The organism is Tellurirhabdus bombi, from assembly GCF_021484805.1.
GTDB lineage: Bacteria > Bacteroidota > Bacteroidia > Cytophagales > Spirosomataceae > Tellurirhabdus > Tellurirhabdus bombi.
This window is the reverse complement of sequence record NZ_CP090557.1, coordinates 1,785,110-1,798,343: the sequence shown is the minus strand read 5'-3', so window position 1 is coordinate 1,798,343 and position 13,234 is coordinate 1,785,110. Positions and strand designations below refer to the sequence as shown.

The following is a 13,234-nucleotide window of genomic DNA, read 5'->3' as shown; positions in this document are numbered from 1 at the left end:
GGACTGTTCGGCAAGAAATAAGGAAGAAAGCCAAAATTTATTTCATTCGTTGTAAATACTGGTATCTCAAGGGGGTTGTTCCGGTATAAAGTTTGAACTGGCGGTGAAAGTGCGAAATATTATTGAAGCCACATTCTAGCCCTACCTGCCCCACGCTATTGTTCGAATGAAGCAGCAGCTTCCGGGCGTGGCTGATGCGCAATTCGTTGAGGTATTCAATAAATGATTTTCGGGTTCGTCGCCGGAAATAACGACAAAAAGCAGCCGGAGCCATGCCAGCAACCGAGGCAATATCATCGATTCGGATGTCGTGGCGGAAATGTTCCAGCATGTAATCCAGTACTCGCTTCATGCGCTCACTTTCGGCTTCACTGGCAATCAGCTGGTACCCATCACTAGCCAGCATGACGGCGTCCGAGTCGGCCGCCAGACAGACCAAGAGTTGCAAAACACCCAGTAGCAAGGGCATTCCTTCCAAATGGAGCAGATTATATAACAATGGCTTAGCCTCTTCAACCTTGGCTTCGCTGAAACGCAACCCATGATTAGCCCGGGCAAGCAGCGTTCTCAACGTGCTGGATTCGGGGAGCTGCGGCAACCACTGATCGCCCAACTTTTGGTCAAATTGAATGACAATGGCCTCGGCAATTTGTTTGTTATCTGGCTCGTAGTACGATTCATCATTTCGCCAGAAGTGTGGCAGGTTGGGCCCCATTAGCACCAGATCACCTTCACTAAATGATTCAATATGGTCGCCTACAAATCGCTTGCCCTGGCTTTGAATTATATAAGTCAATTCGTATTCCGGATGATAATGCCAGGGAGCATCAAAATGCGCTAGTAACAGATGCTTAATCTGTAGAGAATTGTCTTTACCGAAATCTATCTTTTCAAACAGCGCTTTCACTGTATGCAGTATTTAAACAGGTTCTTATTACTTACCTCCCCTACTAAGTCAAAATCGTACACAATTAGGGCAAATAATGGCTTTTTTTCAAGAAAAAGTAGAACCAATTTTGTGACACTCTATTCCTAAATCCTTCATGCTTTTTTCTTCTAACAAAACGTTATTGCTGCGTGCGTTGGATGAGCCATATCCGTTGAGCGCAGAAGCCGTCCGTTTCTACCGCGAAAATGGCTATGTTAAACTGAAAAACACACTTAGCCCGGAAGTGTTAGAATATTACGGTACAATTCTTAGCGATTTGGTGATTCGTTTGAACACGCTCACCAAACCAATGGAAGAAAGAACCACTTACGAGCGGGCGTTTTTGCAGATTATGAACCTTTGGCGTGAAAACGACGAGGTAAAAGAGTTTGTCTTTTCGCGCCGCTTGGCCAAGATTGCCGCCGACCTGATGGGGGTCGGCGGTGTTCGTTTATACCACGACCAGGCACTTTATAAAGAACCATCCGGAGGTTTTACACCCTGGCACGCGGATCAATTTTACTGGCCCCTTTCTTCGCCCAACACCGTCACGGTCTGGATTCCCTTGCAGCCAACGCCGATGGAGATGGGCCCGCTTGCCTTTGCCGCAAAAAGCCAGACGGTTGAGTTAGGACGCGATAAGGAAATCAGTGACGAAAGCGAAGCCATGCTAGCGGAAGAACTGAGCAGGCTGAATTTTACCATTCATGATACGCCTTTCGAGCTGGGAGAAGTTAGTTTCCACGCTGGCTGGACCTTTCACCGCGCCGGGCCGAACACCTCGGATGCCCCCCGAAAAGTGATGACCATGATTTACATGGACGCCGAACAGACTATTTCTAAACCCTTAAATACATACCAGGAAGCCGACTGGCAAACGTGGTTGAGCGGCCTTCCCATCGGCAGCAAGCCCGAGGGACCCTTAAATCCGCTTTTGTTTGCTTCCGAGTAAGTTTCAATAATTAACGACTCGACAAGAGTAGTAACATCAGCAAACGAGCTTTGCCCTTTATAATCATTGACAAAGAATTGCCTTATCATAGGTTGGTTGTATTGAACACCCCGTCGGGATCTCCCGATGGGGTGTTTTTTTGCAGATTGATTAGATTTGGAAATATTTTTGTAAAAATGATGTTGTTAAACGAGCGATACAGCATCTTGTTGGTATGAAACAATATAGTTCTTTCTTTTTTCTGTTGATAGTCACCCTGTTAACAGGCAACACTAATGCCCAGATTCTTAAATCTCCGGCTACCTGGAATTTTCGCCTCAATAAGTCGGAGGCTAAAGTGGGAGATATAGTAGAAGTACGAATGACGGCGGCCATTGATGACGGCTGGTACATGTACTCCAGTGATTTCGACCCGAATCTTGGGCCTAATCTGGCTGTTTCTAAATTTAAGCCCAACAATACGTATGAGCTGGTTGGCAAACTCACTCCTGTTGGTGCCAAGGAAAAATACGAAGAAGTTTGGGGTGGAAATGTCCGCTATTTCACGCACGAAGCGATTTTTACGCAAAAAGTAAAAATCCTGAAAAACGCGCCGACGATAGCGGGTAGCATTGAGTACTCGACCTGCTCCTTAAAAGACGGAACCTGCCTGCCACCGGCCGAAAGTGATTTTAGCCTAACGCTCAAAACTACGGAGGCTACGGCTTCGGCGGCGACGCCTAGCCCAACTGCCGTGGCAACGAGCCAACCCGCCTCCGGTTCGTCAGTTGCAGAAGCAGCACCAACCAGCCAAACGGCTACGTCTACGGCTGTTGCCCCCTCAGCGAACCAAACGCTGGTGGATTCTGAACAGGTAGCTACTGCCAGTTCAGACGAAATGACTCCGCGCGAAGTCATCGCCCAACCCGAGCAAACGGCAGATACGTCCCTGATCGGTTTTATTGTTGCAGCCTTTCTGTCTGGTTTGCTTGCCTTGCTGACACCCTGTGTGTTTCCGATTATTCCCATGACTGTCAGCTATTTTACCAAGCAGAATCATGGCTTTGCGAAAGCTTTGCTATATGGTGTCTCCATCATTGGAATTTACGTTCTGATTGGTACGCTGGTTTCGCGGATTAATGGACCGGCCTTTGCCAATTTCGTTAGTACGCACTGGATACCAAACTTGCTTTTTTTCGCTATTTTCTTTGTTTTTGGCTTATCCTTTCTGGGCCTTTTTGAAATTGTTTTGCCTAGTTCGCTAGTTAATAAAGCAGACGCCCAAGCCGAAAAAGGAGGCGTTCTGGGCATCATCTTCATGGCTTTTACGCTGGTTCTGGTTTCCTTTTCCTGCACGGGCCCGATCGTAGGAAGCTTGCTGGTTGCTTCGGCAGGTGGCGAAATTGTGAAACCCATCGTCGGCATGGCCGCCTTTTCGTCGGCTTTTGCCATTCCGTTTACGTTGTTTGCGGCCTTCCCTCAGTGGCTGAAAAGTTTGCCAAAATCGGGGGGCTGGTTAAACTCGGTGAAGGTTGTTCTGGGCTTTTTGGAGTTGGCGCTGGCGTTAAAATTCTTCAGCATTGCCGATCAGGTTTACCACTGGAACTTACTGGATCGGGAAATCTACCTAGCACTGTGGGTGGTTATTTTCTCCCTAATTGGCTTCTACCTGCTGGGAAAAATTCGGTTACCCCACGACAGCGAAACAAAAACGGTCAGTGTTCCGCGTCTTTTGTTAGCCATTGTAACCTTTGCGTTCGTTGTCTACATGATTCCCGGACTTTGGGGGGCGCCTTTGAAAGCACTGGCGGGGTATTTACCTCCCGAAACAACGCAGGATTTTGGTTTTACGGCCCGTTCGGAGTCGGCGTCCAAATCGGTCAACGCACTGGGCGAACAGCCTAAACACGCGGATCTTTTTCGGTTGCCCCACGGCATTCAGGGTTTCTTTGATTACAACGAAGCATTGGCGTATGCCAAGAAAGTAAACAAGCCTGTATTTATTGATTTTACCGGTCATGGTTGCGTAAACTGCCGCGAAATGGAGTCACGAGTATGGTCAGAGTCGCCTGTTTTACAGCGCCTTACTGATGATTACGTTGTTGTTGCCTTGTATGTAGATGATAAAACAGAATTACCGCAAAACCAGTGGTATTCATCCAAGTACGATGGCAAACAAAAAAAGACAATTGGTGGCCAAAACGCTGATTTGCAGATTGTAAAATACAAAAACAACGCCCAGCCTCACTACTGCCTGGTTGATAATAACGGAAATCTGCTTGTCCAGCCAAAAAACTACGATCTGGACGTCAATAACTTCGCGGCTTTTCTGGATGAAGGCAAGAAAGCATACCAAACTGCGGGGATGTTATCCAACCGCTAATCGTTTCTTAAACATAAGAAAGCCCGCGCCAACTGGCACGGGCTTTTCTTTTTAACTCTTGCAGTCATGAGCTGCATAACCCTTAAACACACACAAACGCTTTTTATTTTATTGACCGATTGGGAATGAGTAGCCGATGGAGGCGCTCAGACCCCGGTTGCGAATAGGCAATTGTAAAATCGATAGTTCATACTGCCGCGAGAATCCGTGCTGGTAACGAGCCTCGGCAAAAAACTTGCCTGCTCCTACTTCCGCGCTTAATCCCAGACCAGCAATGGCGCTGAAATCCCACCGATTAAAGGCTCCGTTGCCCATCTCAATCGGAAAATCGATTGGCCGTGTCTGGAATATACCGCTTCCTCTTGTCCGAATCCGTCCGTTAGCAGCATAACCAGCTGATCCCCCCGCCAGCAAATAACCTTGCACAGGCCCATCGTTCAGGTTGACTTTAAACAGCAGTGGCGTTTCGATAAAACGTGTCTGATAAGCGACCTTCGCGCCTAGCGGAATGTTGAAGCCACCACCCAGACCAATATCGAAGCTTTGGCGGATAGCAAAACCTTTCTGCATGTACTGCACTTCTGGCCGGAACGAAACCCGGTTGCTCAGGGGAATCTCCAAAAATACAGCGCCCGTTAGACCAGGTTCGAACTTGATATCAGTGGGCAAATTATTTAAGTAGCTCGGTTTTGAGACTCCAGACCAGGTAGCGCCTCCGCGGAGGCCTACCTGAACCTGGGCTGTTACGGTGTGGGTAATAGTGAATGCTAAAGCGATAATTCCTGCCAGTGTAAATCGTTTCATTGAATTGGTTCTGTTAGTGAGTGGTACTTTATATTAGGCAGGTAAATTTTATTCGATAGTCTCCGGGTGTTTTTGTGTTATTTGCCCGTTTGATAAACCCGTGCGGGAAAGGTTTAACTCAGTTAAAATATTTTTTTTATAAGCTGTAATTTCTTGTCTCAGGCGCAGCCTTTAACGGAGTGGAGCACGTTTTCAACTAATTTTTTGGTACTATTTTTTGAAAACATTGCACCGCTATTTTAGCTTTACGTAGATAAGCTATTGGTTTTTCCCTGGATGAACACGAAGCCACCAACCCGATATAGCCTCCTGCCACGTTTTCTGATGCCCCTGGATTTTTTGGGGCTGTTTGAGCAGGACCCTTTTGGAAATTTCCTTTTTCTCAAGCGAATCCTTATGTCTATTGTAGGCTGGATAACCTATTTCCGCTACACGCTCTATAATCGGGTGAGAATTGAGGGGATGGAGCATTTGAAGGACCTGCCGATAAACAATGTACTTTTCCTCTCTAATCACCAGACTTACTTCGCGGATGTAATCGCTTTTTACCACATTTTCTGCGCGGCTAAATGGGGCTACAAAAACACCATTATTCCTCCTTTTTACTTATTGGCTCCCCGTGCCCGTAGTTATTACGTAGCGGCCAGTGAAACCATGAAAGGAGGTTTTATTCCGCGCATGTTTTCGATGGGCGGTGCCATTCAGGTAGAACGCTCCTGGCGATCAAAAGGGCAGGATGTAAACCGGGAGGTAGATAAATCGGCGGGAAACCGCATCGGAATGGCGCTTGACCACGGTTGGGTGGTGAGCTTTCCGCAGGGCACAACCAGCCCTTACGCCCCCGTGCGCAAAGGCACAGCCCACATCCTCAAAGAAGACGCTCCCATTGTGGTACCCATTGTAATCAACGGGTTCCGACGGGCTTTTGACAAGAAAGGATTGCGGCTAAAAAAACAGAACACCGTGCTGAGTGTGCGCATCAAACCACCTTTGGCGTACAGCCCGGACGAATCGATTGACGATTTGGTGGATAAAGTCCGGTCAGCGATTGAGCAGGATATTCCTAAAGAAAAATTAACGTGGTTGATGTAACCCGGCGTTGCAGAAACCCCGGGTTACCTTTCCTGACTTACAGCAGCCAGCGGAAGAAGATATATAGCGTAAACGAAAGCATAATCGATACCGGCAGCGTCATGATCCATGCCAGCGCGATATTTCGCACGGTTCCGCCCTGGAGGTTTTTAATGCCTCGGCTAGCCACCATACTCCCCGCAATACCCGACGAAAGCATGTGCGTTGTACTGACCGGCGCTTTGTAAAACGTTGCCAGCGCAATGGTGGTAGCAGCAACCAATTCAGCCGAAGCACCCTGCGCATAGGTTAGGTGTTGCTTGCCGATTTTTTCACCAATTGTTACAACGATCCGTTTCCAACCCACCATCGTTCCTAATCCCAACGAAAGGGCAATCATCAGAATGACCCAGAACGGTGCGTAATCTGTAAACCGCCGCAAGCCTTTTTTCTCGTTAAGATTAGCGGTAAGGGTATCGATATCAGCCGTACTTAAATTCACTTCTTCGCTCTCAATCAGCTTTTTAACGTTGTTATTGATTAACAACAAGTCGCGGCGGATTTGCAGACGGTCTTCGCGCTTGAATGTATTATCTTCCAGCGGGTGATTCAGAAGCATCTGTAAATTAACCAGTTCAGCTTTGGTTTGGCCCAGGCGGACCCGATCGGCGGAAGACAACCCAACGGTATCAATCCGGTTAACAACCGTTGAAATCTGCGTTATATTACCGCGCATTGTGGTTGGGTCGATGTTGTTATTCAGCGCAAAATGAGCGGGCGTAATACCAATCAAAATCAGCATGATGAGGCCAACTCCTTTTTGTCCGTCGTTTGAACCGTGAAAAAAGCTAACCCCCGTACAGGTAGCAATCAACACACCCCGTATCCAGGCGGGTGGTGGGGTATTTTTCTTCGGCTCTTTGAACAGGGCTTTGTTATTGACCAGTTTACGCAGCAGATACATCAGAATGATCGCCAAACTGAAACCGATCAGGGGCGATAACAAGAGGGCTTTCCCAATTTTGGAAGCTTCTTCCCAGTTTACACCGCCACCGGTTTTGGCGCTCGCCATGGTTGAAAATGCCAGACCGACGCCCAGAATCGAGCCAATCAGCGTGTGTGAACTCGAACTTGGCAAGCCAAAATACCAGGTTCCTAAATTCCAAATAATGGCGCTCAGTAGCAACGCCAGAACCATCGCAATACTATGGTATACGTTTTGGTCAACAAGGAGCTCGACGGGCAATAAATTAACGATCCCCATCGCCACCCCGATTCCACCCAATAATACACCCACGAAATTACAGATACCCGACCAAACAACGGCGACGTTGGGTTTCAGGGAGTTGGTATAAATAACAGTGGCGACGGCATTGGCGGTATCGTGAAAACCGTTAACAAATTCAAAGGCGCAGGCAGCAAAAAGGCACAGCGAAAGAAGGATGAAAATATCGGTTTCTAGTCCGAACATGAAATGTGCAAATCTGTTGTGAGAAGGCCAGTTACGGCTATTAATCAGAATAATACCGCAAAAGTACGGGAAACTTAGCAGTCCAATGTTAAGGAATTGTTAAGCCCTTAATCACAAATATCATGGTTCTACTCCAACCGTCGGCACATTTTTACCGGCTAATTGCCCACAGGCCGCATCAATGTCTTTTCCGCGGCTCCGACGAACGTTAACTGTTACGCCCCGATCGTCCAGAAAACCGGCGAATTTATCCAGTGTTTGCGGGTCCGTATTTTTGAATGATGCCTCCGAAATAGGATTATACTCAATAATATTAATCTTGGCAGGTACTTTCTTCGTAAACTGCCAAAGCTCCTTGGCGTCCTGCAAGGAATCGTTAAAATTGTAAAAAACAATGTACTCGAACGTAACCCGCGTACCGGTTTTGCGGTAAAAATAATTTAACGCATCAGCCAGAGCAGGTAGCGAATTGCTTTCATTGATGGGCATGATCTGATTCCGCTTGACATCATTGGCCGCGTGCAACGACAGCGCCAGGTTGAATTTCACGTTATCGTCACCCAGCTTTTTGATCATTTTGGCGATCCCAGCCGTTGACACCGTAATCCGCTTGGCCGACATACCCAGTCCGTCCGGCGAGGTAATGCGCGCGATGGATTCCATCGTTCCGTTGTAGTTCAGCAGCGGTTCACCCATGCCCATGTACACGATGTTGGTGAGCGGCGCGTCGTAGGCTTCTTTTGCCTGGCGGTCGATAGCAACTACCTGGTCGTAAATTTCAGCGGGGTCGAGGTTGCGTTTGCGCTCCATATAACCCGTTGCGCAGAACTTGCACGTCAGCGAACAACCCACCTGCGACGACACACAGGCCGTCATGCGGGCATCATCATCCTGCCGAAGCGCCGGAATTAGCACGCCTTCTACCAGGTTGCCGTCGTAGAGTTTAAAGGAGGATTTGATCGTCCCATCGGAACTGCGCTGCGACTGCGCCACCGTCAGCGAACGAATCTCAAAATGTTCGTCCAGCAGCTGCCGGGTCTTCAGCGACAGGTTACTCATGCCCTCAAATGACTGCACGGAGTGTTTCCAGAGCCATTCCTGAATTTGTTTAGCCCGGAATCCTTGTTCGCCGTGCTGCGTCAACCAGGTTTTGAGCTGGTCGGTTGTTAGTTTTCGTATGTCTTGCTTTGCCACTATCATTCTTCCTCTCGATCTGTTTGTCGATGTGCCACTGCTTCCCGGCTTTTTTTCAGAAAGCTGTTTCCCGTAGCTATAGTCATCACCTTGGGAGCTACGGGCACCACCAGCGGATAAAGTAAGGTTTCCCGCGTTTGGGCGATTGGCATTTGGACACCCATCCAGCTTAACAACCAAAGCATTACACTAATTCCGAAGACCCACGTAAAAATTCCAACGGCGGCTCCGGCCAGACTATCGAAGGTGCCGAGAAAGGTAGCCCGAAGCATTCGGCGCAGGGTATACCCCATCCGATTAATCATTAAAACCGTTGGAAAAAAGATCACGGAAAAACCCAGCCAGGGCAGCAGGCGTCGCGCCATTTCCCGGCTGATGTACGGCGCCAGCAAATCAATGCCAAAACTCAGGAATTTAAACCCGACAATCATGGCAACAACGAACGCCACCACCGCCACCACTTCCACTAGTAAGCCTTTGCGATAGCCGTTATAAGCACCCCAAAGCAGCGGAATAAGAATAAGAATGTCGATGGTTTTCATATTGGAAAATTAAGGCTTTAGTCCGCACCCAAATCAGATAAGTAGACGAACTAAAGCCTGTACATGCTTACGCTAACAGCGCCTTCACCATTGCAGAAACGACTTTGCCATCGGCAATACCCGCTAACTCTTTGGTTGCCACGCCCATTACTTTACCCATGTCCGACGGAGCCGAAGCACCCACCCGACTGATGATTTCCTGCAAACGCGCTTTCAATTCCTCTTCGGAAAGTTGTTTCGGCAAATACATTTCAATCACGGCCAATTCAGCCATTTCAGCCGCCAGTAAGTCTTCCCGGTTCTGAGTCCGGTAAATATCCGCCGAATCTTTCCGCTGTTTGGCGGCTTTGGTTAGCAACTTAATTTCATCTTCGGGCTTTAATTCACCGCCGACTGCTCCTTCTTTGGTTTCTTCCAGCAGAATCAATGACTTAATTGCCCGTAAAGCCCGGAGCCGATCCTGTGCTTTGGCCTTCATTGCTTCTTTAATATCTGCGTCAATCTGTTGTTTTAGCGCCATTGTATAATGAATAAATATTGATTGTACTTTTGACTGTGGAACTCACATTTGCTGGGCAAAGTTACAAAACCATCCCTACTAGTAAGCTAGCACGTTCTATTATTCATTTTTCACCTTGCCTAATTTATTAAAATGACGCGCCTTAGTGTAAATATCAATAAAATTGCGACCCTACGGAACGCGCGGGGCGGCGATAACCCCAATGTTGTCAAAGTAGCCATCGATTGCGAACGGTTCGGTGCGCAGGGAATTACGGTTCACCCCCGGCCCGACGAGCGCCACATTCGTTTTCAGGATGCCCTGGATTTAAAGGAGGTGGTTACTACCGAGTTTAATATCGAAGGGAATCCCGACGACCGCTTTATCGAATTGGTGAGCCGCGTTCGTCCCGAGCAGGTAACGCTGGTGCCCGACGCGGTAGATGCCATTACGTCCAATGCCGGTTGGGACACCATCAGCCACAAGGATTATTTAAAAGGGCTGGTCAGCCGCTTTAAAGACCTCGGCATTCGGGTATCGATTTTTGTTGATCCCATTGAAAAAATGGTGGAAGGTGCCAAAGAAGTAGGAGCCGACCGCATCGAACTATATACGGAGCCTTACGCAGCCCATTATTTCACCGACCGGGAAGCAGCCATTGCCGACTACGTGAAAGCAGCCAAACTAGCGAACGAGCTGGGCTTGGGCATCAACGCCGGTCATGATTTGAGCCTGGAAAACCTAAGCTTTTTTAAGCAGCAAATCCCCGGTCTGCTGGAGGTTTCCATTGGCCATGCCCTGATTGCCGACGCGCTTTATTATGGCCTGGAGAACACAATTCAGTTGTACCTGCGCGAATTACAATAGCCCTCCAAAAAATGAGCCAGCCAGCATCGTATTGGATCGAGAAATACAACATGCAGCCGCATCCGGAAGGGGGCTATTACGCGGAGACGTACCGAGCCGCTGAAACCATTCCGCAGGGAGCCCTGCCCGCCCGTTTCTCAGGTGACCGGAGTTTTAGCACCGCCATTTATTTTTTGCTGGAAGCCCACCACGTCTCGGCCCTGCACCGAATCCAGGCTGATGAGGTCTGGCATTTTTACGCAGGTGGCCCGTTAAATGTATACGTTATTGATCCGACAGGTGAACAGCAACTTATTCGCCTGGGAGCCAATCCAGACCAGGGCGAAGTCTTTCAGGCAGTTGTTCCGGCGGGCTGCTGGTTTGGCTCAAAACCGGCGGAAGGAACCGCGTATTCGCTGGTTGGCTGTACGGTGGCTCCGGGCTTCGATTTCGCCGATTTTGAACTGGCAGAGCGCGCGAGTCTCCTGAAAACGTATCCCCATTGTCATGAAGTAATTCGGTTACTGACTTAAATCAGGCGCTTTACTCAAGCTGTATTTGTCGTAACTTGTGCCCTGATGAAGAAATTGTTGTTGCTGGTTGGGCTTGCCCTGTTTGTTTTCTCTTTTATTCAACCACAGGAAGAACCTCAATCCTGGATTCGTATCAACTGGCTCGGATACCAGCCGCACGGCATAAAAGTGGCGGTTTGGGGAAGCAAAATGCAGGACAGCTTGCAGCGTTTTCAGGTTATTGAGGTAGCCAGCGGGAAGGTGGTTCTGGAGCAGGCCGCCGGACAGGCGTTCGGGGCTTACGGCCCTTTCCAACAAACCTACCGACTCAATTTTTCGACACTTACCAAACCCGGAAAGTATTACCTGCTGGCCGGTACCGCCAAATCGCCGGAGTTTACCGTTGCCGAAAACGTCTACGACGGAGCCGCTGATTTTTGCCTGCGGTACATGCGCCAGCAACGCAGCGGTTTCAATCCTTACCTGAAAGATTCCTGCCACACGCACGACGGCTATACGATGTATGGTCCCATGCCCGACAGCACACACATCGACGCCTCCGGAGGCTGGCACGACGCCTCAGATTACCTCCAATATGTGACGACTTCGGCCAACGCCACCTACCATTTGCTAGCCGCTTTTCGGGATTTTCCGAAAGCATTTGGGGACAAACACGAAGCCAACGGACTGGAAGGAACGAATGGTTTTGCCGACGTACTCGATGAGGCTAAGTGGGGACTGGACTGGCTCCTGAAAATGCACCCCACCGACGACTGGATGTTCAACCAGCTCGGCGACGACCGCGACCATGCGGGTCTGCGGATTCCTAAAGAAGACAGCTTGTACGGCAAAGGCTTCGAACGGCCTGTCTATTTCGCGTCGGGGAAACCACAGGGTCTATTCAAGTACAAAAACCGCGCGACGGGCGTGGCGTCTACCGCCGGGAAATTTAGCAGTGCTTTTGCGCTGGGATATCAGTTATTCCGCACAAAAAATGTTTTTTACGCCGAACAGCTCTGGCGGCGTTCGCAGAGTGCGTATACCATCGGAACCCACAAACCAGGTGTAGCGCAGACGGCTCCGGGACGATCCCGCTATTTCTACGAAGAAGACAACTACGTCGATGATATGGAATTGGCGGCGGTTGAGCTTTATAACGCCTCCCGGATAAAAGGCCAAAAATCAGCCGATTACCTGAACAGTTCATACGCCTACGCCCTCATTGAGCCCATAACGCCTTGGATGGGAACCGACACGGCCCGGCATTACCAGTGGTATCCGTTCATTAACGTCGGACACTATGAACTGGCTAAAAAGCTGGACCCGGCCCGCAAAAAACACATTGTCGATTATTACCGGGAAGGCATTCAAAAGATTCAGGAACGGGCGCAGGGCAATGCCTTTCAGCGGGGCGTTCCGTTCATCTGGTGCAGCAACAACCTCACAACGTCCTTTGCCATTCAGTGTTATTGGTACCGCAAACTAACGGGCGACAAGCAATACCTTGACCTGGAACAGGCCGCCTTCGACTGGCTGTTTGGCTGCAACCCGTGGGGAACGAGTTTTGTGTATGGCCTGCCTTCCTGGGGTGATACGCCCGCTGATCCGCATTCGGCGTTTACGCACCTGAAAAATTACCCGATTGACGGCGGGCTGGTAGACGGCCCGGTTTACGCCAGCATTTATAAAAACCTAGTTGGTATTACCCTAAAAGACGCGGACGAGTATGCGCCTTTTCAAAGCGATCTGGTGGTTTATCACGATGATTACGGCGATTATAGCACCAATGAGCCAACTATGGATGGTACGGCTTCGCTGATTTACCTGCTGGCGGCCAAGCAAACTGATACTAAACCAGTCGTGGTCGCACCGGTCAAAGTGACACCAAAGGCAAAGCCAAAAATCAAGGCGAAGTCCAAGTCAAAAGTAAAATCCCGGAAGTCATCTTCGCGGCGGAAAACAAGCAGCCGGGGCCGTTCGTCGAAATCAAAGAAGCGGCGGCGCTAAATACGGGCTGCTTCGGACGCCGGAATCGGTTATCTTTGTCGAAGGA

The 13,234-nt window shown here is 49.1% G+C and carries 12 protein-coding genes; 6 read left to right on the top strand and 6 right to left on the bottom strand.

Translation table 11 applies throughout. The annotated features are described in order from the left end of the window. Window positions 1-37: 37 nt before the first annotated feature. The gene (locus L0Y31_RS07745; RefSeq protein ID WP_234736545.1) at window positions 38-907 is read right to left on the bottom strand and encodes a helix-turn-helix domain-containing protein; all 870 of its coding nucleotides are present in this window, start codon (window positions 905-907) and stop codon (window positions 38-40) included. A gap of 136 nt (window positions 908-1,043) precedes the next feature. On the opposite strand from L0Y31_RS07745, the gene L0Y31_RS07740 reads away from it, so the two are divergent. Then, window positions 1,044-1,880, top strand: a complete 837-nt coding sequence (locus L0Y31_RS07740) for a phytanoyl-CoA dioxygenase family protein (RefSeq protein ID WP_234736544.1) — start codon at window positions 1,044-1,046, stop codon at window positions 1,878-1,880. A gap of 214 nt (window positions 1,881-2,094) precedes the next feature. Beyond that, entirely contained in the window at window positions 2,095-4,242 is a 2,148-nt protein-coding gene (locus tag L0Y31_RS07735) for a protein-disulfide reductase DsbD family protein (RefSeq protein ID WP_234736543.1), read from the top strand. A gap of 108 nt (window positions 4,243-4,350) precedes the next feature. Here the strand turns inward: L0Y31_RS07735 and L0Y31_RS07730 are convergent, their stop codons facing one another. Beyond that, the gene (locus L0Y31_RS07730; RefSeq protein WP_234736542.1) at window positions 4,351-5,046 is read right to left on the bottom strand and encodes a porin family protein; all 696 of its coding nucleotides are present in this window, start codon (window positions 5,044-5,046) and stop codon (window positions 4,351-4,353) included. 276 nt (window positions 5,047-5,322) lie between these two features. On the opposite strand from L0Y31_RS07730, the gene L0Y31_RS07725 reads away from it, so the two are divergent. Then, window positions 5,323-6,138, top strand: a complete 816-nt coding sequence (locus tag L0Y31_RS07725) for a lysophospholipid acyltransferase family protein (protein ID WP_234736541.1) — start codon at window positions 5,323-5,325, stop codon at window positions 6,136-6,138. 37 nt (window positions 6,139-6,175) lie between these two features. Here L0Y31_RS07725 and L0Y31_RS07720 read toward each other — a convergent pair whose 3' ends face one another. From L0Y31_RS07720 to L0Y31_RS07705, 4 genes are all read right to left on the bottom strand, one after another. Next, on the bottom strand, window positions 6,176-7,588 hold the full coding sequence (locus L0Y31_RS07720) for an inorganic phosphate transporter (RefSeq protein WP_234736540.1): 1,413 nt from the start codon (window positions 7,586-7,588) through the stop codon (window positions 6,176-6,178). Window positions 7,589-7,708: 120 nt separating this feature from the next. Continuing rightward, window positions 7,709-8,788, bottom strand: coding sequence for a dual-specificity RNA methyltransferase RlmN (gene rlmN, locus L0Y31_RS07715; RefSeq protein WP_234736539.1), 1,080 nt, complete (start codon window positions 8,786-8,788; stop codon window positions 7,709-7,711). Then, a complete protein-coding gene (locus L0Y31_RS07710) occupies window positions 8,785-9,324 on the bottom strand; it encodes a CvpA family protein (RefSeq protein WP_234736538.1) in 540 nt (179 codons plus the stop codon). Before L0Y31_RS07710 ends, rlmN begins: the two co-directional genes overlap by 4 nt. Window positions 9,325-9,391: 67 nt before the next feature. Beyond that, window positions 9,392-9,844 carry a GatB/YqeY domain-containing protein gene (locus tag L0Y31_RS07705; protein ID WP_234736537.1) on the bottom strand — a complete coding sequence of 151 codons (453 nt, stop codon included), beginning with the start codon at window positions 9,842-9,844 and terminating at the stop codon, window positions 9,392-9,394. Window positions 9,845-9,976: 132 nt separating this feature from the next. On the opposite strand from L0Y31_RS07705, the gene L0Y31_RS07700 reads away from it, so the two are divergent. The 3 genes from L0Y31_RS07700 to L0Y31_RS07690 are packed head-to-tail and all read left to right on the top strand — an operon-like array spanning window position 9,977 to window position 13,188. Continuing rightward, window positions 9,977-10,690, top strand: coding sequence for a pyridoxine 5'-phosphate synthase (locus L0Y31_RS07700; protein ID WP_234736536.1), 714 nt, complete (start codon window positions 9,977-9,979; stop codon window positions 10,688-10,690). Window positions 10,691-10,701: 11 nt separating this feature from the next. Continuing rightward, the gene (locus L0Y31_RS07695; protein ID WP_234736535.1) at window positions 10,702-11,202 is read left to right on the top strand and encodes a cupin domain-containing protein; all 501 of its coding nucleotides are present in this window, start codon (window positions 10,702-10,704) and stop codon (window positions 11,200-11,202) included. Between the two features lie 45 nt (window positions 11,203-11,247). After that, complete coding sequence (locus tag L0Y31_RS07690) at window positions 11,248-13,188, top strand: glycoside hydrolase family 9 protein (protein WP_234736534.1); 1,941 nt, start codon at window positions 11,248-11,250, stop codon at window positions 13,186-13,188. Window positions 13,189-13,234 lie beyond the last annotated feature (46 nt).

What these genes read in the sequence shown, in the direction of transcription:
- L0Y31_RS07705 (WP_234736537.1), bottom strand. Translation starts at nt 9,844, where the DNA reads ATGGCGCTAAAACAACAGATTGACGCAGATATTAAAGAAGCAATGAAG.
- rlmN (WP_234736539.1), bottom strand. Translation starts at nt 8,788, where the DNA reads ATGATAGTGGCAAAGCAAGACATACGAAAACTAACAACCGACCAGCTC.
- L0Y31_RS07740 (WP_234736544.1), top strand. Translation starts at nt 1,044, where the DNA reads ATGCTTTTTTCTTCTAACAAAACGTTATTGCTGCGTGCGTTGGATGAG.
- L0Y31_RS07720 (WP_234736540.1), bottom strand. Translation starts at nt 7,588, where the DNA reads ATGTTCGGACTAGAAACCGATATTTTCATCCTTCTTTCGCTGTGCCTT.
- L0Y31_RS07695 (WP_234736535.1), top strand. Translation starts at nt 10,702, where the DNA reads ATGAGCCAGCCAGCATCGTATTGGATCGAGAAATACAACATGCAGCCG.
- L0Y31_RS07725 (WP_234736541.1), top strand. Translation starts at nt 5,323, where the DNA reads ATGAACACGAAGCCACCAACCCGATATAGCCTCCTGCCACGTTTTCTG.
- L0Y31_RS07735 (WP_234736543.1), top strand. Translation starts at nt 2,095, where the DNA reads ATGAAACAATATAGTTCTTTCTTTTTTCTGTTGATAGTCACCCTGTTA.
- L0Y31_RS07700 (WP_234736536.1), top strand. Translation starts at nt 9,977, where the DNA reads ATGACGCGCCTTAGTGTAAATATCAATAAAATTGCGACCCTACGGAAC.
- L0Y31_RS07690 (WP_234736534.1), top strand. Translation starts at nt 11,248, where the DNA reads ATGAAGAAATTGTTGTTGCTGGTTGGGCTTGCCCTGTTTGTTTTCTCT.
- L0Y31_RS07730 (WP_234736542.1), bottom strand. Translation starts at nt 5,046, where the DNA reads ATGAAACGATTTACACTGGCAGGAATTATCGCTTTAGCATTCACTATT.
- L0Y31_RS07710 (WP_234736538.1), bottom strand. Translation starts at nt 9,324, where the DNA reads ATGAAAACCATCGACATTCTTATTCTTATTCCGCTGCTTTGGGGTGCT.